This is a genomic window from Caballeronia sordidicola (assembly GCF_001544455.2).
GTDB lineage: Bacteria > Pseudomonadota > Gammaproteobacteria > Burkholderiales > Burkholderiaceae > Caballeronia > Caballeronia sordidicola.
In genome coordinates this window covers 35,964-56,002 of the sequence record NZ_FCOC02000008.1, presented here as the reverse complement: position 1 = coordinate 56,002, position 20,039 = coordinate 35,964, and the positions used below count along the sequence as shown (strand labels likewise).

Annotated in this window: 21 protein-coding genes; 12 read left to right on the top strand and 9 right to left on the bottom strand. The window is 61.0% G+C overall.

All coding sequences use genetic code 11. The annotated features are described in order from the left end of the window. Positions 1–12 precede the first annotated feature (12 nt). Both AWB64_RS14930 and AWB64_RS14925 read left to right on the top strand, forming a co-directional pair. Entirely contained in the window at positions 13–783 is a 771-nt protein-coding gene (locus tag AWB64_RS14930) for an SDR family NAD(P)-dependent oxidoreductase (protein ID WP_060856213.1), read from the top strand. A 231-nt stretch (positions 784–1,014) separates the two neighbouring features. Then, on the top strand, positions 1,015–1,920 hold the full coding sequence (locus AWB64_RS14925) for a PhzF family protein (protein WP_060856212.1): 906 nt from the start codon (positions 1,015–1,017) through the stop codon (positions 1,918–1,920). Between the two features lie 14 nt (positions 1,921–1,934). On the opposite strand, the gene AWB64_RS14920 is transcribed toward AWB64_RS14925, so the two are convergent. The 5 genes from AWB64_RS14920 to AWB64_RS14900 form a co-directional block, all read right to left on the bottom strand. Further along, positions 1,935–2,792, bottom strand: a complete 858-nt coding sequence (locus AWB64_RS14920) for an SIS domain-containing protein (protein ID WP_060856211.1) — start codon at positions 2,790–2,792, stop codon at positions 1,935–1,937. A gap of 134 nt (positions 2,793–2,926) precedes the next feature. Further along, positions 2,927–3,925, bottom strand: coding sequence for an ABC transporter permease (locus AWB64_RS14915; RefSeq protein WP_060856210.1), 999 nt, complete (start codon positions 3,923–3,925; stop codon positions 2,927–2,929). 31 nt (positions 3,926–3,956) lie between these two features. Beyond that, positions 3,957–5,465, bottom strand: coding sequence for a sugar ABC transporter ATP-binding protein (locus AWB64_RS14910; protein WP_060856209.1), 1,509 nt, complete (start codon positions 5,463–5,465; stop codon positions 3,957–3,959). 68 nt (positions 5,466–5,533) lie between these two features. Then, positions 5,534–6,511: a sugar ABC transporter substrate-binding protein gene (locus AWB64_RS14905; protein WP_099050539.1), complete on the bottom strand. Its 978-nt coding sequence runs from the start codon at positions 6,509–6,511 to the stop codon at positions 5,534–5,536. A gap of 23 nt (positions 6,512–6,534) precedes the next feature. After that, on the bottom strand, positions 6,535–7,962 hold the full coding sequence (locus tag AWB64_RS14900; protein WP_060856208.1) for an FAD-binding oxidoreductase: 1,428 nt from the start codon (positions 7,960–7,962) through the stop codon (positions 6,535–6,537). Between the two features lie 263 nt (positions 7,963–8,225). Between AWB64_RS14900 and AWB64_RS14895 the strand changes: the two genes are divergently transcribed. The 4 genes from AWB64_RS14895 to AWB64_RS14880 are packed head-to-tail and all read left to right on the top strand — an operon-like array spanning position 8,226 to position 11,538. Further along, on the top strand, positions 8,226–8,876 hold the full coding sequence (locus tag AWB64_RS14895; RefSeq protein WP_060856207.1) for a glucose-6-phosphate isomerase: 651 nt from the start codon (positions 8,226–8,228) through the stop codon (positions 8,874–8,876). Next, positions 8,873–9,853 (top strand): shikimate dehydrogenase family protein, encoded by a 981-nt coding sequence (locus tag AWB64_RS14890; protein ID WP_060856206.1) that lies wholly within the window; start codon positions 8,873–8,875, stop codon positions 9,851–9,853. The genes AWB64_RS14895 and AWB64_RS14890 overlap by 4 nt, the downstream gene beginning before the upstream one ends. Positions 9,854–9,866: 13 nt before the next feature. Continuing rightward, the gene (locus AWB64_RS14885) at positions 9,867–10,640 is read left to right on the top strand and encodes an SDR family NAD(P)-dependent oxidoreductase (protein ID WP_060856205.1); all 774 of its coding nucleotides are present in this window, start codon (positions 9,867–9,869) and stop codon (positions 10,638–10,640) included. Continuing rightward, positions 10,627–11,538: an MBL fold metallo-hydrolase gene (locus AWB64_RS14880; protein WP_060856204.1), complete on the top strand. Its 912-nt coding sequence runs from the start codon at positions 10,627–10,629 to the stop codon at positions 11,536–11,538. Before AWB64_RS14885 ends, AWB64_RS14880 begins: the two co-directional genes overlap by 14 nt. Before the next feature lie 42 nt (positions 11,539–11,580). Here the strand turns inward: AWB64_RS14880 and AWB64_RS14875 are convergent, their stop codons facing one another. Continuing rightward, on the bottom strand, positions 11,581–11,847 hold the full coding sequence (locus AWB64_RS14875; RefSeq protein WP_063493222.1) for a hypothetical protein: 267 nt from the start codon (positions 11,845–11,847) through the stop codon (positions 11,581–11,583). A gap of 286 nt (positions 11,848–12,133) precedes the next feature. Here AWB64_RS14875 and AWB64_RS14870 point away from each other — a divergent pair, with 286 nt between their 5' ends. Genes AWB64_RS14870 through AWB64_RS14845 form a run of 6 tightly spaced genes read left to right on the top strand, consistent with a single transcriptional unit; the run spans position 12,134 to position 17,443 of the window. Further along, complete coding sequence (locus tag AWB64_RS14870; RefSeq protein WP_060856202.1) at positions 12,134–13,153, top strand: AAA family ATPase; 1,020 nt, start codon at positions 12,134–12,136, stop codon at positions 13,151–13,153. A 4-nt stretch (positions 13,154–13,157) separates the two neighbouring features. Beyond that, positions 13,158–14,030: a DUF58 domain-containing protein gene (locus AWB64_RS14865; protein WP_060856201.1), complete on the top strand. Its 873-nt coding sequence runs from the start codon at positions 13,158–13,160 to the stop codon at positions 14,028–14,030. Then, positions 14,027–14,890: a hypothetical protein gene (locus AWB64_RS14860; RefSeq protein WP_060856200.1), complete on the top strand. Its 864-nt coding sequence runs from the start codon at positions 14,027–14,029 to the stop codon at positions 14,888–14,890. The genes AWB64_RS14865 and AWB64_RS14860 overlap by 4 nt, the downstream gene beginning before the upstream one ends. After that, positions 14,887–15,867 carry a vWA domain-containing protein gene (locus AWB64_RS14855; protein WP_060856199.1) on the top strand — a complete coding sequence of 327 codons (981 nt, stop codon included), beginning with the start codon at positions 14,887–14,889 and terminating at the stop codon, positions 15,865–15,867. The genes AWB64_RS14860 and AWB64_RS14855 overlap by 4 nt, the downstream gene beginning before the upstream one ends. Next, positions 15,864–16,391 (top strand): hypothetical protein, encoded by a 528-nt coding sequence (locus AWB64_RS14850; RefSeq protein WP_060856198.1) that lies wholly within the window; start codon positions 15,864–15,866, stop codon positions 16,389–16,391. The genes AWB64_RS14855 and AWB64_RS14850 overlap by 4 nt, the downstream gene beginning before the upstream one ends. Next, positions 16,388–17,443, top strand: a complete 1,056-nt coding sequence (locus AWB64_RS14845; RefSeq protein WP_063493219.1) for a vWA domain-containing protein — start codon at positions 16,388–16,390, stop codon at positions 17,441–17,443. The genes AWB64_RS14850 and AWB64_RS14845 overlap by 4 nt, the downstream gene beginning before the upstream one ends. Before the next feature lie 50 nt (positions 17,444–17,493). Here the strand turns inward: AWB64_RS14845 and AWB64_RS14840 are convergent, their stop codons facing one another. The 3 genes from AWB64_RS14840 to AWB64_RS14830 all read right to left on the bottom strand — a co-directional run bounded on the left by AWB64_RS14840 (position 17,494) and on the right by AWB64_RS14830 (position 19,911). Then, positions 17,494–18,297, bottom strand: coding sequence for a glycosyltransferase family 2 protein (locus AWB64_RS14840; RefSeq protein ID WP_075643288.1), 804 nt, complete (start codon positions 18,295–18,297; stop codon positions 17,494–17,496). Positions 18,298–18,348: 51 nt separating this feature from the next. Then, positions 18,349–18,678 carry a hypothetical protein gene (locus AWB64_RS14835; protein ID WP_060856196.1) on the bottom strand — a complete coding sequence of 110 codons (330 nt, stop codon included), beginning with the start codon at positions 18,676–18,678 and terminating at the stop codon, positions 18,349–18,351. Positions 18,679–19,005: 327 nt separating this feature from the next. Next, positions 19,006–19,911, bottom strand: coding sequence for a LysR substrate-binding domain-containing protein (locus tag AWB64_RS14830; RefSeq protein ID WP_060856195.1), 906 nt, complete (start codon positions 19,909–19,911; stop codon positions 19,006–19,008). Between the last annotated feature and the right edge of the window lie 128 nt (positions 19,912–20,039).

The window sequence follows — 20,039 nt, the reverse complement described above, 5'->3', positions numbered from 1 at the left end:
ACGAGAGACAACATGACAACTGAACTCAAGGGTCAGGAAACGGCGGCGTTCCGTCCCGGCCTTTTCGATGGAAAGAAGGTGCTCGTATCGGGCGCAACGAGCGGCATTGGCCTCGCGATCGCGCAAGGGTTCGCCGCGCTCGGCGCGCAAGTGATCGCGACAGGCAGTTCGGCGCGAAAGCTCGAGGCCTTGCGCGCGGACACTACGCTCAAGGGCATTCGCTTCGAGCAACTGGATGTGCGCGACAACGAAGCAATCAAGGCGTTCGTCGCAACATTGAGCGCGCTCGATGTGCTGGTGAATGCAGCGGGCGTCGCGCGTCCCGCCGACGAATATCGTGACGATGTCTTTCGCGAAGTGATCGATGTGAACTTGACCGCCGCCATGCGCCTCGCGATGGCGTCTCGCGACATGCTTGAGCGCGCCCACGGCTCGATTGTGAACGTGGCCTCGATGCTTAGCTATATCGCCGACGTGGAAGTGCCCGCGTACTGCGCGAGCAAGACGGGCATTCTGGGCCTGACGCGTTCGCTTGCGCACGCGTTCGGGCCCGCGGGCGTGCGCGTGAATGCGATCGCGCCGGGCTATCATCGGACAGACATGACGCGCGCGCTCTGGGAAATGCCGGCGAGCGCCGACAAGATCGCCGCGCGCAGCGCGCTCAAGCGCTGGGGCGAAGTCGACGACCTCGTTGGGGCGACGCTGTTTTTGGCATCGCCGGCGTCGGCGTTCATCACGGGCGTGACGTTGCCGGTGGACGGCGGATACGCAAGCGGGGTTTGACGGCTTGGGCTTCGAGCGTGAGCCAGGGTCTTTCAGCAGCTTCTGTTTTCCAGCGAGATGCCAGCGAGATCGCCGGCGGTGTGTTCGCAGTCATAAAACTGTGCATGTGATCCGGTGAATCCGGGATGCTGGCCCAATGCTCGCTGACGCAACTGTACATGGTGCATGACCGATGGATAAGGCCACAATCAGGGCTTGTCGCGGGTGCATCATCCTACAGGGGCATGAGCCATGAACCGTCGTTACGTCACAGCGGACGTCTTTACCCACACACGATTCCACGGCAATCCGGTCGCCGTCGTGCTGGACGCAGAAGGTCTCTCCACCAGCCAGATGCAGGCGATAACCGCCGAGTTCGGCTACAGCGAAACCACCTTCGTATTGCCGCCGCGCGACCCGGCGCATACCGCCTGGGTCCGCATTTTCACGCCAAGCCGCGAGATTCCGTTTGCCGGGCATCCGAACATAGGCACCGCGTTCGTCCTTGCAACGCGAGCCGCGGCGAACGGAACGCCATTGCCCGACCGGCTCGTGTTCGAGGAGGCCGCGGGCCTGGTGCCGGTCACGCAAATGAAGCAGGGCGGAGTCGTGGCCGGCGCGGAACTCACCGTGCCGGAACGGCTGACACGCCTGTCGACGCTCTCGGCCGAAAGCGTGGCCGCCTGTTTGTCGCTCGATGCATCCGATATCCGCACCGACGCTCACGCGCCGCAAGTGGCGTCTGTCGGCCTGCCGTTTGTCGTGGCCGAGCTTGCATCGCGGGAAGCGTTGCGCCGGTGCATTCCCAGTCTCGTGGACTACAAGAAGGTGCTGCCCGTCGATGGCGCGGTATCGATCTATGCCTATACGCGAGATGTCGGCAACGACACATCCTGCGATATCCAGTCCCGGATGTTCACGCCGCGCATGACCGAAGATCCTGCTACGGGCAGCGCGACCGCGGCAGCCGTGGCGCTTATTGCTGACGTGCGGGGTGAGTCCAGGTTGTTGCTGAGTGTGAGCCAGGGCGTCGATATGGGCCGCCCGAGCGTGTTGATTACAACCGTGGATGTTCATGACGGTCAGCCGCGCGTGCGTATCGGCGGGACATGCGTAAGCGTGATGGAAGGCTCGTTTTATCTCGATGGAGAAGGCTGAGCCATTTCATCGATTCAAATCACGCCCGTGGAACGCATGTCCGCAAGACGCTTTTTCATGTCCAGCACTTCGAGCGTATGCGCCTCGCCCTTGCGCAGCGCTACGCTCGTCGAAAGGATATCGATAATCACAAGGGCGGCGAGGCGCGAGGTCGTCGGCGTGTATACGTCCGTGTTTTCGAGCGTCTCGGCAATGACCGCGACATCGGAAAAGTTCGTCAGCGGGCTATTCGAGCCGGTGATGACAATCACACTCGCGCCGCGTTCTTTCGCCGTTCGCGCGACTTCGATCAATGATCGCGTGGACCCGGTGTTGGAAATGGCGACCACGGCGTCGCCGGGCTTCAGCATGGACGCCGCAATGAATTGCTGATGCGAATCCTGGTGCGCAACGCACGGCACGCCGAAGAGCGGAAACTTCTGCTGCGCGTCCAGGGCGACAATGCCCGACGCGCCGAACCCGAAGAACTCGATGCGCCGCGCTTTCGCCAGCAGATCGACCGCGCGTCCGACGGCAGCGAAATCCAGCTTCTTGCGCGCCCAGTCGAGGCTTGTAATGGTGTAGTCGAAGATCTTGGTCGCGACGGTTTCAGGATCATCGGCCCTGCCGAGTACCGAATGCGTGGCGGGCGCGCCGAGCGCGAGACTCTGCACCACGCGAATCTTGAAGTCCTTGAAGCCGCTGCACCCGAGCGATGCGCAAAACCGCAGCACGGTAGGCTCGCTCACTTTCGCGTTGCGCGCGAGTTCGGCCAGGTTGATGTCTGAGATGGAACCGAGGTTTGCGAGAATGTACTCGGCCACTTGCCGGCTGCCACGGCGCAGATTGGGACGCGCGCGGTCGATCAGTTCGAGGATGTTGTAATCGGGCACTCGATATTCCTTCGTTCATTATGAACGGGGCGCCGCAAGCGGCGCCCCGTGCTTCGTGCTCTTTGTGCGGATGTCCTGCGTTGATACCTGGCTTCCAAGTGTATCGGATTAGCCGGAAAACGCGGCGGCTCCGCCTAGCGGCGCCAGAACCGCGCGCCGCGCTGCGACAGCACGGCCGCGACAATGATCACGCCCATCACCACTTGCTGATGGTATCCCGGCACGCTCGCCAGATTCATGATGTTGCCGATCACGCCAAGAATCAGCACGCCCATCAGCGTGTTCAGCGCGCCGCCCTTGCCACCGGCAAGGCTCGCGCCGCCGATCACCACCGCCGCGATCACGGTGAGTTCATCGCCCACGCCAACGGTCGGCGCGCCCACGCCCGCGCGCGACGTCGAGATAATGCCGGCGAGCGCCGCCAGCAATCCCGAGCTGACATACGTGCCAAGCACATGACGTGCAACCGGCACGCCGGAAAGCCGCACGGCTTCTTCGTTCGATCCTATCGCGCGAACCACGCGGCCCGCGCGCAAGCGGTTCAACGCAATGCCGCCGATCACGAACACGATCAGCATCACGAGCGTGGGACCGGGAATGCCGAAGTACGAATGACGGCCGAAGTCGAGCAGGGCCTGGCCGGGGTCATCGACGAGAATAGGCGAGCCGTTCGACACGATCATCGCGACACCGCGCGCGACCGTCATCATGGCGAGCGTGACAACGAACGGCGTCAAGCGAAACCAAGCGATCAGCGCGCCGGATACGAAGCCGCAAAAGCCGCCGATAACCAGTGTGGCGAGGAGGGCGACCGTCAGCCCGTACTGCGGAATCAGCAATGCGGACAACACGCTGCCAAGCGCGGCGATGGAACCCACCGACAGATCGATACCGCCCGTCAGCACGACCAGCAGCATGCCCACCGACATGATGCCGACGCCCGCGACCTGACGCGAAATGTTCGACAGGTTGGGCACGGAGAAAAAGTCGCTGGATACAAACGACGCGGCAATCACGAGCACGATCAGGATTGCGACCGTGTTGAAGCGTCGCGCGACGGACCACCATTGTTTTGCGTGGGCCTGTGCCGAGCTCGCCGGATGCGTTTTCGGGGTGACGGCGCTGGGATTCATGATGCGGGTCTCCGGATTATTCACAATGCATTTAATGAGTGAGCGTGGCCGGCGCTTCGTCCGGCGCGCGGCGCAGCGACAGCGAGAGGATCTGTTCCTCGCTGAAATCGGCGGGTTGCAGTTCGCCGCGAATCTCGCCTTCGCCCATCACCAGGATTCGATCGCACAGGCCCATGAGTTCCTGATGTTCGGATGAAATCACGAGCACCGCCTTGCCGCGTTCGGCAAGCTGGTTGATGAGCGTATAGATTTCGACCTTCGCGCCTACGTCCACGCCGCGCGTGGGTTCGTCGAGGATGATGAGGTCGCCGTCCGCGTGGAACCATTTCGCCAGCACGACTTTTTGCTGATTGCCGCCCGAGAGCGTGGAGACATCGGCGTCCATGGAGCGCGCCTTGATGCGCAGTTGTTCCATCAGCTTTTGCACGAAGGCGCGTTCGCGGCCGAAGGCGAGGAACCCTCCCGGACTGCTTACCGACTTCAGCGCGGCGAGCGTGGCGTTGACGCGAATCGGCATGGATAACACCGCGCCTTGCCCCTTGCGGTCTTCCGGCACGAAGCCGATACCGGCCTTGACCGCGGCCATTGGCGAGCGGATCGCCATGACCTTTTGATTCAATTCGATGGTGCCGGAATCGCGCGTGTCCGCGCCGAAGATCAGGCGTGCGACTTCCGTGCGTCCCGAGCCGATCAGCCCGCCCAGGCCGACCACTTCACCGGCGCGCAGCGTGAACGATACGTTGCGCACCGCATGACCGCGCACCAGCGCCGTGACCTTCAGCACTTCCTTGCCGAGCGTGGCATGGCGTTGTGGAAACAGCACGGAAAGAGGGCGGCCGACCATCTTGCGGATCAGGCCGTCCATGGTGACGTCGGCCGGCTTGATGGTGTCCACGCGCTTGCCGTCTTTCAGCACAGTGATGCGGTCCGCGATCGCAAACACCTCTTCCAGCCGATGCGAAATATAAACAATGCCCACGCCCCGCGAACGCAGCTCGCGCACGATTTCAAGCAGCTTGTTCGCATCCGATGGCGCGAGTGCGGCCGTGGGCTCATCGAGTACGAGGAGCTTCACTTGACGGCTCAGCGCCTTGGCAATCTCGATCACCTGGCATTGCGCAGCCGACAGGTCGGCGACGAGCGCGGCGGGATCGATATCGAAGCCGAGACTTGCGATCAGCGCACGTGCATTCCTGCGCAGCGTTCCCCAGTCGATGACCGCCGGCAACGCGCCCAGGAACACGTTTTCCGCCACGGACAGATCCGGCGCCAACGCCGTTTCCTGATGAATCACCGCGATGCCTTCTTCCATCGCCGCGTGCGGATTGCGAAAGGACATCTCGTGTCCTTCGACCTTGATCGTCCCGGAATCGGGCTGATGACCGCCGCCGATAATGCGCATCAGCGTGGACTTGCCCGCGCCGTTCTCGCCGACCAGCGCGTGGACTTCGCCGCTGAAGACGTCGAAATCCACGCCCTCGATGGCGTGAATGCCGCCGAAGCGTTTGTCCACGCCGGTCAGCGCAATAAAGGGAATCATAGGAAGGTGTCTCCAGAATGCGGGACGCACCGGACTCGCCGGCGCGCTCTTGCATGAACCCGCAGGCGTTAGAAAATCGCCTTGGGGTTGTAGTACTTGTCGACGTTGCTCTTGTAGATTGCAGCGGACGGCGTGTACGAGATCTTCGGCACGTTGGTGGCTTCACCCTTCGCCGCCTTCACGCCAATATCCACCGCCGTACGCGCAACCAGCGCCGGATCGTTCAGCGCGGTCGCGCCGTACTTGCCCTGCTTGATCAGGTTGAGCGCTTCCTTCTGGCCATCGGCGGCGGCAACCAGCGTGATGCCCGTGCGGTTCGCGCTTTCGATGGCGCGCCGCGCGCCCAGCACCATGCTGTCGTTTTCGCCGAGCACCATGTTGATGTCCTTGTTGGCGACGAGCAGATCTTCCATCGCCTTCAGGCCGCCTTCGTCGGACCAGTTGCCCCAGCCCTGGCCCACGATCTGCAAGTTGACCTTGCCGGTCTTCGCAAGCTGCGCTTCGACAATCCCTTCAATCACGCCATCGCGCCGTTCCTTGCCAACCGGATTGCCTTTCTCGCCCGAGATCAGCGCGATCTTCAGCGGCTTGTCGCCCATGGTGTCGACGACCCACGAACCAACCAGCGCACCGTTCTCGCGGTTGGACGATTGCACGAGTGTCAGGTAGTTGGCTTTGGGATCGAGCGTGCTGTCGATCACGATCACCTTGACGCCCGCGGCGGTCGCTGTGTTGACCACGTTGACGAGACCTTTTGGATCGGCCGGATCGATGATCAGCACCTTGATGCCGCGCGTCAGCATGTCTTCGACGTCCGAAATCTGCTTGCCCATCTTGCCTTGCGCGTCGGCCGTGATGACGTCATTGCCGAGTTCGGCCGCGCGCGCCTTGGCCGATTCCATGGCGGCCGAAAAATAAGGCGCGTTGAGCACCTTCATGGAGATACCCACTTTCATCTTGTCGGCGGCCATTGCCGGCGATGCCGCGATTACACCTGCGACTGCCAGCGCCACACCACACATCACCTTCTTCACGAATCGCGTCATGTCTCCTCCTTTTATCGGGATTTTTAAACAACGTTCAACAACAACTTGCCTGGGTTCAAGATGTTCAGCGGATCGAGCGCGGCTTTCACTGCGCGCATCGCGGCCAGTTCGGCCGGTGTCCTCGATAACCCGAGCACCTTCAGTTTCTTCGTGCCAATGCCGTGTTCGGCCGAGACCGATCCGCCCATTGCGCCGGTCACGCCATAGACGACTTCCTGCACTTGGGGCGCGGTCGTCGGCGGCCAGTCGGGTTCCTGCACGACGATATGCAGGTTGCCGTCGCCGAGATGCCCGTAGATGAGGATCGTTGCGTTGGGCCAGCGCGCGCGAAGCAGCTTTTCGCATTCGTGCGCGGCGCGGCCCACGTCTGTGATCGAAAAGCTCACGTCGAAGGAAACGCGGCCGGGAATCAGGCGCTGATACTCGCCGGGGGCGTCGCGGATCGCCCAGAACGCGGCGGCGTCGGATTCGGAGGAGGCGAGGGCGGCGTCGCTGATCACGCCTGTCTCCAGCATCTCAGCGAGGAAATCCTCGAACGCGTCCGCTTGCCGTTGCGGGTCGGCGCCGCTGCTTTCGAGCAGCACGTAATACGCGTGCCTGCCTTCGAGCGGCGCGCGCAATTCGGGCAACCGCGACAACACGAAATCGTAGTAACCAGGCCACATGACCTCGAAGGACGAGACGCCGGCGGGCAAGCCTTCCTGAGCGCGTCGCAAGAGCGTGGTGACCGCGTCGTAGTCCGGCAATCCGCACCATGCCGTCGATACCGCCCGCGGTTTTGGCCGCAGCCGCAGCACGGCGCGCGTGATGACGCCGAGCGTTCCCTCGCTGCCAATCAACACGTGGCGCAGGTCGTAGCCGGTGTTGTTCTTGATCATCTTGCGCAAGCCGCCGACCACACTGCCGTCCGCGAGCACCGCCTCGATGTCCAGCACCTGATCGCGCATCATTCCGTACTTGATCACGCGGTTTCCGCCTGCGTTCGTCGCGAGGTTGCCGCCTACCGTGCAGCTTCCGCGCGCGCCGAGGTCGAGCGGAAACATGAAACCGGCGGCATCGGCGGCTTCCTGCACGACCTGAAGCGGCGTGCCGCACCAGACCGTCATGGCCGCGCCGACTTCGTCGATGGCTTCTACGCCGTTCATCAGTTCCAGGCTCAGCGCAACCTCTCCGCCGAGCAAGCACGCGCCGCCCGCGAGGCCCGTCAGTCCGCCTTGCGTGACGACCGGCTGCCTGTGCTCGTGGCAAATCCGCATGACGGTCGCGACCTGTTCGGTCGTGCGCGGACGGATCAATGCCAACGGTTCGTCGCAGGGCATGCGGCTCGAATCCGAGTTCCTGCGCCCCGCGAATTCATGCGGAAGGCTGACCACGTCGGCTCCGAGCGCCTCGCGCAGCGCCGTAACCGCGGCGTTGGGCTGAGTGTGTCCGGAGGGCTGCTTGTCTTGCATTGAATGTCTCCAGCAGATGGGATCGAGCAATGGTTCGCTTCCAGCTTTCCTTCCATGAGCAGAAACGCCGATTCAACTTAAGTAGAAGTAACGTTGTCTCTGCACACCTTGAACGATAGTATAGCTATCATTAAGCCGAAAAACAGTGTCGAAGTGACGGGGAAAACCCTGATGTTTTGTATTTAAGTTAACTATATCATTATTAAAACTAACGTTCGCTTTGCTGCGCGAGGCGGCTTGCACTTTTCCAGGAGATGGACCCGATGCAATGGCCTGAACCCCGTTCCTTCGATGTCGATTTGCAGACGGGCCTGATGAATGGCACCGGCTCGCGCTATCAGAAATTCCTTCGCGACCTGAGCGGGCTTTACGCCGACAGCGCCGCGTTCAATGCGCTTGCAGCCGCGCGCGGAGACGAGGTCGTGTACGAAGTCACCGATCATCGGCCGAACAGCAATCCCGGCGACCTGATCACGGGCGTGACGCGCATGAGCCCGGGAAAGGTCGGCGACGAATTCTTCATGACGCGCGGCCACATTCACGCGGCCATAGACCGGCCCGAGCTTTATTTCGGCCTGAAGGGTCACGGCGTGATGCTGATGGAGTCGCCCTCCGGCGACACGCGCGTGGTCGAGGTGAAGGCGAACACGGCGTGTTACGTGCCGCCGCGCTGGATTCATCGGTCGGTGAACCTTGGACGGGAGGACTTCGTGATGCTGTTTTGTTATCCGGCGGATTCGGGGCAGGATTACGCGATCATCGAGCAGTCGAACGGCATGAAGTTGCGCATTGTCGATGACGGCGCGGGGTCGTGGCGCAGCGAGCCGAATCCCGATTACAAGGAGCGCACGCCCGAAGAAGTTCAGGCGCTGCTCGCGCGCGGCGCGCTCGCCACAGAAGGAGCCGGCCGATGAGCGCTTCCGCAAAATACCAGGCCGCGCCGAGTCCGACGTTCTACTTCATTGGCGTCACGACGGCGCAGAGTTCCATCATGCGAGTGTTCCCGGAATGGGCGAAGCATCTCGGTCTTGGCGATGTCGAGATCAAAGGCATCGACTTCCAGCCGCATGCGGCGCCCGAGGCGTACAGGGAAGCGGTGGAATTCCTGAAGCACGATCCAATGTCGGTTGGCGCGCTGGTGACTACGCACAAGATAGATCTGTACGCGGCGTGCAAGGACCTCTTCGACGTCATCGATCCAACCGCCAGGATCATGGGCGAGACAAGTTGCCTGTCAAAGCAGGATGGAAAATTCATCTGTCATGCCAAGGATCCCATTACATCGGGCTTGTCGCTCGATGGTTTTCTGCCGGCGAACCATTTCGCCAACACCGGCGCGGAAGTGTTTTCAATGGGCGCGGGCGGTTCGACCATTGCGCTGACGTGGCATCTGATGCAAAAGGCGCGGGGCGCGAACCGTCCTTCGAAGGTGATCGTATCGAACCGGTCGGCGGGACGGCTCGAAGAAATCGAACGTATTCATCGTGAACTCGAATTCGATGTACCGTGCGAATATGTCGTGGCTCCGCGACCCGAAGATAACGACGCCGTGCTCGCGCGGCTGTCGCCGGGCGCGCTCGTGATCAACGCGACGGGCCTCGGCAAGGACGCCCCGGGCTCACCGCTGAGCAACGCGGCCACGTTCCCGGAACGCGCGGTCGTGTGGGACCTGAATTATCGTGGCGATCTGGTTTTCCTCGATCAGGCGCGCGCGCAGGAAACCGCACGCAAGCTGCAGATAGAGGACGGCTGGACTTACTTCATCTATGGATGGACGCGCGTGATCGCCGAAGTCTTTCACGTCGAGATTCCGGTGAGCGGTCCCGGCTTCGATGAAATCAGCCGCATCGCGGCGCAAGCGGGCAAACCCGCGCCAGCCAAAACAGTTTAAGGAAGACTCACGCATGTATCTCGACAAATTCAAGCTCGATAAAAAGATCGCCGTGGTGACGGGCGCCGCGCGCGGTATCGGGTTCGCCACGGCCGAGGCGCTGGCGGAAGCCGGCGCGCTCGTGGTCCTCACCGACATGAACGCGGAGTTGCTGGATAAAGCTGCGGCAGACCTTGCGGCGAAGGGGTATCGCGCTGAAACCGAATTGCTCGATGTCACCGATTCGAGCGCGGCGCAACGCGTGAATGACGCAGTGGTCGCGCGGCATGGGCGCGTGGACGTGCTCGTGAACAACGCGGGTATCGCGATCTCGAATCATCCTGCGGAAACCATGTCGGACGAAGTCTGGAACAAGGTGATCGACGTTAATCTCAACGGCGTGTTCTGGGCTTGCCGCGCGTTCGGCAAAGGCATGCTTGCGCGCGGCGCGGGCAGTATCGTGAACGTGGGGTCGATGTCGGGGTTCATTGTCAATCGTCCGCAGGAACAGGCGAACTACAACGCGTCGAAGGCGGGCGTACATCACCTTACGCGGTCGCTTGCGGCCGAATGGGGCGCGCGCGGCGTGCGGGTGAATGCGGTTGCGCCTACGTATATCGATACCGAGATGAATACCTACGTGTATCAGAACAAGGAAATGTTCGACAAATGGGTGGGCGGCACGCCCATGAACCGGCTCGGACGCATGGACGAAGTTGCGTCGGTGATCCTGTTCCTCTCAAGCGATGCATCGAGCCTCATGACGGGATCGATCGTGCTCGCCGATGGCGGTTATGTCTGCTGGTGACGTGCAGCTGCTGACCGAGACTTTTTCCACGTCCTTGCGCGAACGGCTGGCCGATTCCGGCGCGGCGCCTCGTCATGGCGAAGTCGTGTTGTACTGGCTCGGGCAGGCTGGATTCGTGATCGAGTCTGGTGGCTTCAGGATGTTGATCGATCCGTATCTCTCGGACTCGCTCGCGCAGAAGTACAAGGGCACGAAGTTTCCTCATACACGAATGATGGCAGCGCCGGTCTTGCCCGATGAGCTCGACCGGCTGGATGTCGTGTTGTGCACGCATCGGCACACGGATCATATGGACCCCGGAACATTGCAGCCGCTTGGCCGGCAGTTCCAAAATCTCAGGTTCGTGGTTCCCGCAGCGGTCGTCGATGAAGCAATCAAGCGGTGTGGCGTTGACAGCGAACGTCTGGTTCCGGTGAATGCGGGCGAGCGGATCGAGGTCCTTCCCGGCTGCTTCGTATCGCCGATTGCGTCCGCGCACGAGTCGCTGGATCGGGACGCCGAGGGGCGCTATCCGTGGCTGGGCTACGCGATAGAAGCAAGCGGATTGCGTATGTATCACTCGGGCGATTGCGTGCCGTATGCTGGGCTCGATGAAGCAGTGTCGGCGTTCGAGCCGCACGTGGCGCTGCTGCCCGTGAACGGTCGCGATGCCGAGCGCAGCGGCAATGGCGTGCCCGGAAACTTCACGCTCGACGAAGCTGTTGCGCTCGCCAAAAACAGTGGCGCCCGGGCATTGATTGCGCATCATTATGGCTTGTTCGATTTCAATACTATCCCTGCCGATGTCATCGATCAGCGTATAGAGCTTGAGGCAAGCGGTCGCTTAACCCTGTTGCGTGCGCAAACCGGATTGGCCTGGCGTTTGAAGCGCGCAAGCCAGCCAGGGGCGATCGTTTAAAGCGCACGACTTTGCTGCGCTGCGCTTTTGCTTGCGCTTGCCTCATTGCTTCATCGTGCCCGTGGCTGCGCCGCCTGATGCGCCTTGCGGCGACATTGCTTTCTGCCGTTGTTGCATCAGCGAACCTTGGTTACCCGACGTGCTGGTTCCCGCACTTGCGGGCTGACCCATCGCTTCGCCTGCGCTCGCGGGATTGCCCTGTGTGGCCGTTCCGCTGTTCGCCGTACTTTTGTTCCCGCTGTTTTGCGCATAGGCACACGTGCTTCCAATACCCGCAAGCAGGCACGCTGCCACGATCATGGTCTTCATGATTTTCTCCAAATGTTCTTCAGGTTTGGACAGCGCCGTTCGCGCTGCATTACTTCTTTCATTCAGCATCCGATGTGCCCAATCGGCGTCAAGGCGTGATGAGTTGCGATGCAGCAGCGCAGGCACAAGGTGTATCGAATGCTGTGACAGTCTGTTTCCCGGTCGCTGAATTCAAGGCGCTCTTGTTACTGTTACCAAGGTTCTCATAGCTCGGTATGACTTATGCATGGCCTGATCGGCGCGTTGATTCCGGCACGGTGCCGCCGTGCGAATGGAGACCCGATAGATGGCTTTTGACGAGCACCTGCAGGATTGGCGCGAGAGTGCGTTGCGCGTCGAACAGAGCGTGGCAAAAGCCGTGATCGGGCAGCGAGACACCGTTCGCCTCATCAACGTAGCGCTGTTTGCGCGTGGACATGTGCTGCTCGAAGGCGGTGTCGGGGTCGGGAAAACCACGGTGCTGCGAGCGTTCTCTCGTGCTATCGGCGGGGATTTTGGACGGGTTGAAGGCACCATCGACATGATGCCGGGGGATCTCGTCTACCACACCTACGTGGATGCCGAGGGCAAGCCGCGGATCGATCCCGGGCCTTTGCTGCGGCACGGCGAAAGGCTGACCACATTCTTCTTCAACGAGATCAACCGTGCCCGGCCGCAAGTGCAATCGCTCCTGCTGCGCGCAATGGCCGAGCGTTCCGTCTCGGCGTTCGACCGGGAATATCGTTTTCCGCACATGATCGTGTTCGCCGACAGGAACAAGGTCGAGCGCGAGGAAACGTTCGAGTTGGCATCGGCGGCACGCGACCGGTTTCTCTTCGAGCTAAGCATGCCGACGCCGTCCGACCCGGACGTGCGCCGCGCGCTGGTGTTCGATCCTGTTTTCCACGATGTCGACACGCTGCTTGAGCAAGTCACGCCGGGCGTGGTCCGGTGGGAAGAACTGAACAGCATTGGCGCGGACATTCAGCGCAGCGTGAGCGCCAGCGCGACTATCGAGCGCTACGTGCTCGACATCTGGCAGGCGACTGAAAACCCGCAACACTTTGATATCGCGCTGGATAACGTCGACATGCAGCGGCTCATTCTCGTTGGCGCGAGTCCGCGCGGCATGAGCGCCATGCTGCGGGCCGCGCGCGTGATTGCGTGGCTCGCAGGCCGCTCGCATCTGATTCCCGAGGATATTCACGCGGTCTTGCTGCCCGCGCTCGGTCATCGCGTGTTCTTCACGCCTATTTACGAGTTGCGCCGGCAGGAACTCGCGGAAGCATTGATTGCGCAGATCATGGCAAAAGTCGCGGTGCCTTGAAATCATGAATACATTCAGCGCGATGCCAGAATTTCACTACCGGTTGCCGATGCGCGCCGGTGGTTCGCGTCCTGGCTCGCATCCGGGTTCGAGCTTCGGCGCGGGTCAGGCATTCGCCATGCACGCGCGCCTGTTCGATCACCCGGACCCGCGCCGCATGGATTTGCGCGCGAGCATGCGCGCCATTCCCGCCGAATGGCTCGTGCGGGTTCATCTTCAAAGAGTCGCGGTGCCGGTTTATGTGGTTATCGACGTATCCGCGTCCATGCATTTCGGGCTGCTTAAGACGAAGCTGGACGTGGCGGCAGATTTTGTCGAAGCGCTGGGATATAGCGCTTTTCGCGCGGGAGACCAGGTTGGCATGCTCGCCTTCGACGCAACCGAGCGCGAAGAACTGTATTCGCCGGCGCGCTACGGTCAGGGCGTGGGCGACGTTTTGGCCAGCCTGCTGCGGGAGGCCGCGCGGATGCCGGGCGTGGCGGGCGGTATCGATGGACTTGAGAAGTCGGTCGCGAAACTGGCGGGGCGGCAGGGCATTATTTTTATTGTGTCGGACTTTCACTGGCCGCTCACGCGCTTGCCGAAGGTGCTCGATACGCTGACGCATGCCTACGTGATCCCGATGATCGTCTGGGATCGCGCGGAGACCGAGCCGCCCGGTCACGGCTCGCTGCTGAGCGTGGACGACGCTGAAACGGGTGACCGGCGAACCCTGTGGTTGCGCGAAAAAACGCGTCAGGACTGGCGTACGGGCGTGCTGCGCCGGCGCGCCGAAATAAACAGTCTCTTCGACAAACGCGGCTTGCAACCCTTCTACATTGAAGGAGCATTCAGCGCAGAAGCGTTGTCGCGATACTTCCTGGAAGCAGCCGCATGAGATTTTTCGCGCGCGGGCTGGCCGCCATCACTCTCTGCTCGATTGCATTGACGATGCAGGCTGCCACCGTCGAGCAACCGCGCGCCTTCGGACATGTGATTGGGGACGTCCTGACGCAACGCATCTTGCTCCCGTCAAAGGGCAACGTGGCGATGCCATCGACCGGGCGTGCCGGCGTCTGGTTCGAGCGGCGCAATCCCCGGATCGAACACGACGCGCAAGGCCGCGCGTGGCTCACGATCGACTACCAGATCACCAATGCACCGCAAGCGCTGACTACCGTCATGCTGCCATCGCTGACGTTGAACGTACCCGGCGGCAGTGCGTTGCAGGTGCCAGAGTGGCCCGTGAGCGTGAGTCCGTTAACGCCGCAGACGGCGTTTTCAACAGGCGATCTTCAGGCGTTGCGGCCTGACCGGCAGGCGTGGGTTGTGGGAACCGCGCCGCTGCGCCGGCAGATGACGTGGACGCTCGGTGTGCTCGCGCTAACGCTTCTGGCGTGGTTCGGCTGGTGGCAATGGCGTAATCGCCGCGATGCAGAACGCCTGCCGTTCGCGCGCGCATGGAACGAGATGCGGGGCTCGAAGGACGATGGAAAGAATAGCGGCGCGCGCGATTGGCTGTGTTTGCATCGAGCGTTGAATGAGACAGCCGGGCAAGTCGTGCATGCGGGAACGCTTGCCGCGTTGTTCGCGAAGGCGCCTTATTTGCGGCCCATGCATGCGCAGCTTGAACGCTTCTACCAGCACTCCGGGGAGCGGTTTTTTGCATCGCGTGAACTGCCTTTGTCCGATGCCGAATTCTCCTTACCGGACTTATGCCGCTCGCTTTATCGCGCGCAAAGGCGGCAGCAGCGATGACGTCGCCTGTCGATTTCGCTCAGCCCTGGGCACTCGTGCTCTTGCCGCTCGCGCTCTTGCCTCTGCTGCGCCGGCGAGGCGATACGCTCAGCTTTTCGTACATTGGATGGCTGCCGGCCGATCAGGTTGGACGCGCTGTGGGATGGCTGTGGAGAGCATGCGCCATGCTGACCATTCTTGCCATTGTCGTGGGGCTGGCGGGTCCGGGCCGCTCCAACCTGAGCGCGTTGCGCACCGGTACGGGCGCCGAGATCCTCATTCTCATGGACCGCAGTTCAAGCATGGACGACTCAATGGGTGGACAGCCCATCGATTCACGCGGCATGTCGAAGAACGAAGTGGCGCGGCGTTCGATCACCCGTTTCGTCGACGAACGTCCCAACGATCGCCTCGCTTTCATGATGTTCGGCATCAGCCCGATCCCCGTGGTGCGCTTCACGGCGAATCACCGGATCATTCTGGATGCAATCGGCGGAACCGGCATTGGCCGTGGCATGGCGGACACGCAGCTTGATCGCGGCCTCAAGGCGGCGATCGGCCAGTTCGACGGCCGCAGCTTCGATGCGCGGCGCGCAATCGTACTCGTCTCCGACGGCGGCGCACGACTCGACGCACAAGCGCGCCGTGACATTGAAGAAGGGCTTGCGCGCAATCGCATCGACCTGTATTTCATCTACTTGCGCAGCGGCGTCTATAGTCCCGACCTGCGGGCGCTGGCCGCCAGCGACGCGTCTGCGGAAGCCGAGTTGCATCGGTTCTTCCTTACGCTCAGGTCCCCGTATCATCTCTATCAGGCAAGCGATGCCGACGCAATGGCCGCCGCCATGGCCGACATCAACCGGCAGCAGAAGTATCAGGTGTCGTTCGTGGAACAGTTGCCGCGCCAGGATCAAAGTTCATATTGCTTCGCGGCCGCGCTCATGTTGTGCACCTTGCTGCTTGCGCTGCATCTCATTCAGGTGAGGAGCTGGGCATGAAGCGCTCGACGGTGCACATCGCGTTCGGCGTGATCGCACTAGGTTGTGCGGTCGTCGCGGTTTATGACGCACTGCAATTGAAGCATGCAGCCGATATCGCGCAAGCAGTTGCAAACCCGCAAAGTCAAAACGTGGATGCGCCCGAAGTCCGGCTCGCGCGCGCGATGGTGTTATCGAAATCGCAAGCCTATGCCGACGCGCAAAAACTCTACGATGCATTGATCCAGGACGAAAACTCGGGACGCGTCGCGAACGATGCGCTATTCGACCTGGGCAATATGTACGTGCGGCAGGCGACAGGCGAGGGCAGCGCGGGGCCGGTCAGATCGTTGCCGCTGCTCGAGCAGGCGAAGCAACGCTACAGGCAGTTGCTGCGCGTGAGCCCGGACGACTGGGACGCGCGCTACAACCTCGAGCGTGTACTGTGGCTCGCACCGGAAGCGGTGCAGGGCGCCGACGAACCCGACGTGAAGGAACAGCACGACGTGAAGCTTCGCGGCGCGCAAGCCGAGGATCTGCCATGATGATCCGGGCGCTCGCGCGGGGCCTTGCCGGAAAACGCCAATGGCCGATTACCCTCGCGCTGCTGTTGCTGATCGCCGCCCTTGTCATGCCGCCTGTAAAGCTGCCGCGCGACAACGCCAACTACATCGTCACGTTCGACATCACGCAAAGCATGGATACGGAAGATGTCGGCAGCGGCCAGATTCCGTTGAGCCGGCTCGATTACGCGCGTGCGGCCATGCGCGAGACGCTTGGCAAATTGCCCTGTGGATCGAAGCTCGGATGGAGCATTTTCACCGGCCAGCGAACCTTGTTGTTGATGCCGCCCATTGAAGTATGCGGCAACTTCGATGCGCTGCTTTCGTCGCTCGACGAGATCAATGGGCGTATGCGTTGGACCAATTGGAGCCGCGTGGCCGAAGGTGGAATTTATTCGGCGGTGCATACGGCGGAGCAGGTCGGGATGAACAGCGCCGTGATATTTTTTACCGATGGGCAGGAAGCGCCGCCTGTGTTGCCATCGAATGACCGGGTTCGCGCGATCGCCGATAGCAAGGTGCGCGGCTGGTTGATCGGCGTGGGTGGCGATCAGCCGGTCAGCGTTCCGAAGACAGATGCGAACGGCAACAGGACAGGTTTCTGGCGTGCCGATCAGGTCATCCAGGTTCCGACAATTCCGGGCAAGCCAACCACGGCTGAGAGTCACGAAGAGTTGTCGTCGCTGCGCGGTGAGTATCTGGCTTCTGTGGCCTCGCGAATTGGTTTTGGCTATGCACGCCTGCGCGACGCTTCGTCGTTGACCAAAGCAATGCTCGATCCGAATCTGGCGCATAGCGAACCTGCGGAGATGAAGGTCAATGGATGCCCGGCATTCCTTGCGCTGCTGTTGCTGACGTGGAGGTTCCTGCCTTTACCCGCGAGGCGGGTCCCACGACGCGCAGCGCTTGCCGCAATAGCTCCAGTAGCAGCTTTGCAGACCATCATACAAGGCAAGAGGGATCGGGGGTTGGCCTCGCGTCATATAACCACGGCGACGGCCAACCCGGCTGGAACTCGTGCGTTTTCCGAATAGCGGGGCGCTCGTGGCGAGAAGCGCCGGCATTATCTTTTTCCGGCGCTTGTTCAGGGCTGATCCAGGGCCATGTAACGCGATAGCACAGAGCGGTTGGCTGCCGCCTGGGCGACGTGCTGGAGCACTGCGTCATTCACCGCAAGATCGCGTTTATCCGGCTGACCTTTGCTGACCACTATCTCTCCGTCAACCACGGTAGCGCGCCGCAGAAACCTTTCGAGGTGCGAATTGTGATGGTTGTAATGCCGACAGAACTTTAGCGCGGTAATTGCAACTGGAAAGTTGGCATGAAATGCCCTGTTCAACGCGATGTCTTCGCCGCCGAACTCGCCGAGAAAGAGTGCGCTTTGGGGGAAACCTCCAACCAGCCAGAAAAGCGGCCTGCGCATTGCAAGATTCCAGGGCGCCGAGTACATGGCGGCGGCGTAGCGCGGATCACTGTCTTCGCAAGAAAGGTCCGCGGGCAGGCCGACGATCTCGGCACCCGATTTCACCGCTCCCCACTGCGGATTGGCCGTGAGTGCGGCTTTTGCAAACTTGTAATACCCGGGTAAGTGCTCGTCGTCGGAATCGAGAAAACACAGGATGTCGCCGGTGGCCGCAGCCGCGCCGATGTTGCGCGCGAACCCCGGCCCACCTCGCGTCACGAGATCGATGACGCGTACTCGCGGATCGGATTGCGCGAACTGCTGTGCAATGAGCGCGCTGTTGTCGGAAGACGCGTCCACTACAACTACGAGTTCATTTAGCTCGACCTGGTTTATTGCGGAAAGAATGGCGCGAGCCAATGTGCTTGCACCATTGTGGCAAGGGATAACGGTCGATAGCGTTGGCGTATCTATTTGCTGATTCATGAGCTCAACATGTTCCGGATATCTGGCTAACTTAATCGGCGTGCATACTTGCTAGGCAATAATATAAATTTGAATCAGAATCGCAACGATAACACCCAAGGGAACTCCGGTAATCCTTCCGCGAATGACCGAATTCCGGTCTTCACGTAGCACAGGATTATCTTCGTCGCGTTTTTGAATAAATTTTTCTATGCACGGCTTTGCGCATACGACAATGATCGAGATGATTGCCGATATGACGATTTTCTCAATCGGCGGCATTGCTGCAATAAAGGGAATATAGTCGCCGGCGTAGCCGAGAAGAAGTGAAAGTGCCGCAGCAACAAGCGCTCCGAGAAAAACCCCGCCCATGAATCTGTGCGCTGAATCAAGCGAATCCATTAAGACCTCCATTCCTGCTAATTCGATAAAAATTAATAACCATATTCGACCTCGACACTTCCGGAAAAGATGCTTCCCATCTTTTCCGCGAATAAACGTCAACGATTGAGACGTTCCATACTGGAAAATCACGAATATTCGTCGGGAAACAAATGTATCGAATTATTGATCTTTGGGGCATAAGCATTGTCCTAATTTTCCGAAAAGCCCGCAGGTCGGTGATTTCGCAGAAAACAGATGGCATTTGGCGGTGCGACGGTTGAATCTCGCTTACGCCAATACTGCTTTTGGTCTGAGTCTGAAGACAATGGACAGGACAGTCACGCATTAGCCTGTGTACAGATTTGCCGCCGCAATCCCCTGCAACCACGCAAGCAGCGGCCTGAGTTTCTCGCGATATTCATTGCGCGGCGGATGCACGAGGTAATATCCCGAGCCCGATTCCAGCACACGGTCGAACGGCGCTACCAGCGCGCCGTTCGCCAGATTCTCCTGCACCAGATTCAAGTCGCCCAGCGCGACGCCCATCCCGCGAACGGCTGCGCCAAACGCGAGGTCGAGCGTATCGAAGACTTGCTCCCGATACGCATGCGAAGCAAGCTCATCGCTTTCCTGCTGCAGCCATAACATCCAGCCGCGCCGCCCAAAGCTCGAATGCAGCAACGTGTGCCGTTTCAGGTCTGCCGGCGTGCGCAGCGGCGGCTCTCCGTGCGCCGTCTGCGGCGAGCACACCGGCGTCAGTCTTTCCCGCATCAGGCACGTCGCTTCCAGCCCGTCCCAACGGCCGTTGCCAAAGAGAATGGCGGCATCTAGCGTGCCTTCGCCGAAATTGGTCGGCAGGAACCACGCGGTATCTATATTGAGCTGCGTTCCCGGCACATCCTCATAGAAGCTCGGCAGGCGCGGCATCAGCCAGCGCGCGGCGAGTGTGGGCGTGACGCGCAAGGTCACTGTCTGGCCGCCCGTGCTCGTGACATGCATGGATCGGCGCGCGGTTGCCAGCAACTCTTCCACGATCGGCACCAGCCGCTGGCACGCCTCCGTCGGGACGACCATGCGCGTATGGCGCACGAAAAGCGCGCAGCCGAAATACTCCTCGATCTGCTGGATATGCCGGCTGACGGCGCTCTGGCTCAGGAACAACTGCTGTGAAGCCGCCGTGAAATTCCCGCACCGCGCAACTACGAGCAGCGACTGCAGAACATTGAACGGCGGATATCGCTCGATTTTCATTTATGCAAGTTGTGCATGGTAACCATGAGATTTTACCGTTGGTGGGCCAGAAATTGGCGTTCATAAAATCGGTGGAATGGCGTGGGCCGCTTTGCGTTTTTGATCGCTAGCCACCGCTGCAAATCATC

Excerpts from the sequence above, each read along its gene's own strand:
- AWB64_RS14930 (WP_060856213.1), top strand. The coding sequence starts at position 13 with ATGACAACTGAACTCAAGGGTCAGGAAACGGCGGCGTTCCGTCCCGGC.
- AWB64_RS14925 (WP_060856212.1), top strand. The coding sequence starts at position 1,015 with ATGAACCGTCGTTACGTCACAGCGGACGTCTTTACCCACACACGATTC.
- AWB64_RS14915 (WP_060856210.1), bottom strand. The coding sequence starts at position 3,925 with ATGAATCCCAGCGCCGTCACCCCGAAAACGCATCCGGCGAGCTCGGCA.
- AWB64_RS14910 (WP_060856209.1), bottom strand. The coding sequence starts at position 5,465 with ATGATTCCCTTTATTGCGCTGACCGGCGTGGACAAACGCTTCGGCGGC.
- AWB64_RS14905 (WP_099050539.1), bottom strand. The coding sequence starts at position 6,511 with ATGACGCGATTCGTGAAGAAGGTGATGTGTGGTGTGGCGCTGGCAGTC.
- AWB64_RS14900 (WP_060856208.1), bottom strand. The coding sequence starts at position 7,962 with ATGCAAGACAAGCAGCCCTCCGGACACACTCAGCCCAACGCCGCGGTT.
- AWB64_RS14895 (WP_060856207.1), top strand. The coding sequence starts at position 8,226 with ATGCAATGGCCTGAACCCCGTTCCTTCGATGTCGATTTGCAGACGGGC.
- AWB64_RS14890 (WP_060856206.1), top strand. The coding sequence starts at position 8,873 with ATGAGCGCTTCCGCAAAATACCAGGCCGCGCCGAGTCCGACGTTCTAC.
- AWB64_RS14885 (WP_060856205.1), top strand. The coding sequence starts at position 9,867 with ATGTATCTCGACAAATTCAAGCTCGATAAAAAGATCGCCGTGGTGACG.
- AWB64_RS14880 (WP_060856204.1), top strand. The coding sequence starts at position 10,627 with ATGTCTGCTGGTGACGTGCAGCTGCTGACCGAGACTTTTTCCACGTCC.
- AWB64_RS14875 (WP_063493222.1), bottom strand. The coding sequence starts at position 11,847 with ATGAAGACCATGATCGTGGCAGCGTGCCTGCTTGCGGGTATTGGAAGC.
- AWB64_RS14870 (WP_060856202.1), top strand. The coding sequence starts at position 12,134 with ATGGCTTTTGACGAGCACCTGCAGGATTGGCGCGAGAGTGCGTTGCGC.
- AWB64_RS14865 (WP_060856201.1), top strand. The coding sequence starts at position 13,158 with ATGAATACATTCAGCGCGATGCCAGAATTTCACTACCGGTTGCCGATG.
- AWB64_RS14860 (WP_060856200.1), top strand. The coding sequence starts at position 14,027 with ATGAGATTTTTCGCGCGCGGGCTGGCCGCCATCACTCTCTGCTCGATT.
- AWB64_RS14855 (WP_060856199.1), top strand. The coding sequence starts at position 14,887 with ATGACGTCGCCTGTCGATTTCGCTCAGCCCTGGGCACTCGTGCTCTTG.
- AWB64_RS14850 (WP_060856198.1), top strand. The coding sequence starts at position 15,864 with ATGAAGCGCTCGACGGTGCACATCGCGTTCGGCGTGATCGCACTAGGT.
- AWB64_RS14845 (WP_063493219.1), top strand. The coding sequence starts at position 16,388 with ATGATGATCCGGGCGCTCGCGCGGGGCCTTGCCGGAAAACGCCAATGG.
- AWB64_RS14840 (WP_075643288.1), bottom strand. The coding sequence starts at position 18,297 with ATGAATCAGCAAATAGATACGCCAACGCTATCGACCGTTATCCCTTGC.
- AWB64_RS14835 (WP_060856196.1), bottom strand. The coding sequence starts at position 18,678 with ATGGATTCGCTTGATTCAGCGCACAGATTCATGGGCGGGGTTTTTCTC.
- AWB64_RS14830 (WP_060856195.1), bottom strand. The coding sequence starts at position 19,911 with ATGAAAATCGAGCGATATCCGCCGTTCAATGTTCTGCAGTCGCTGCTC.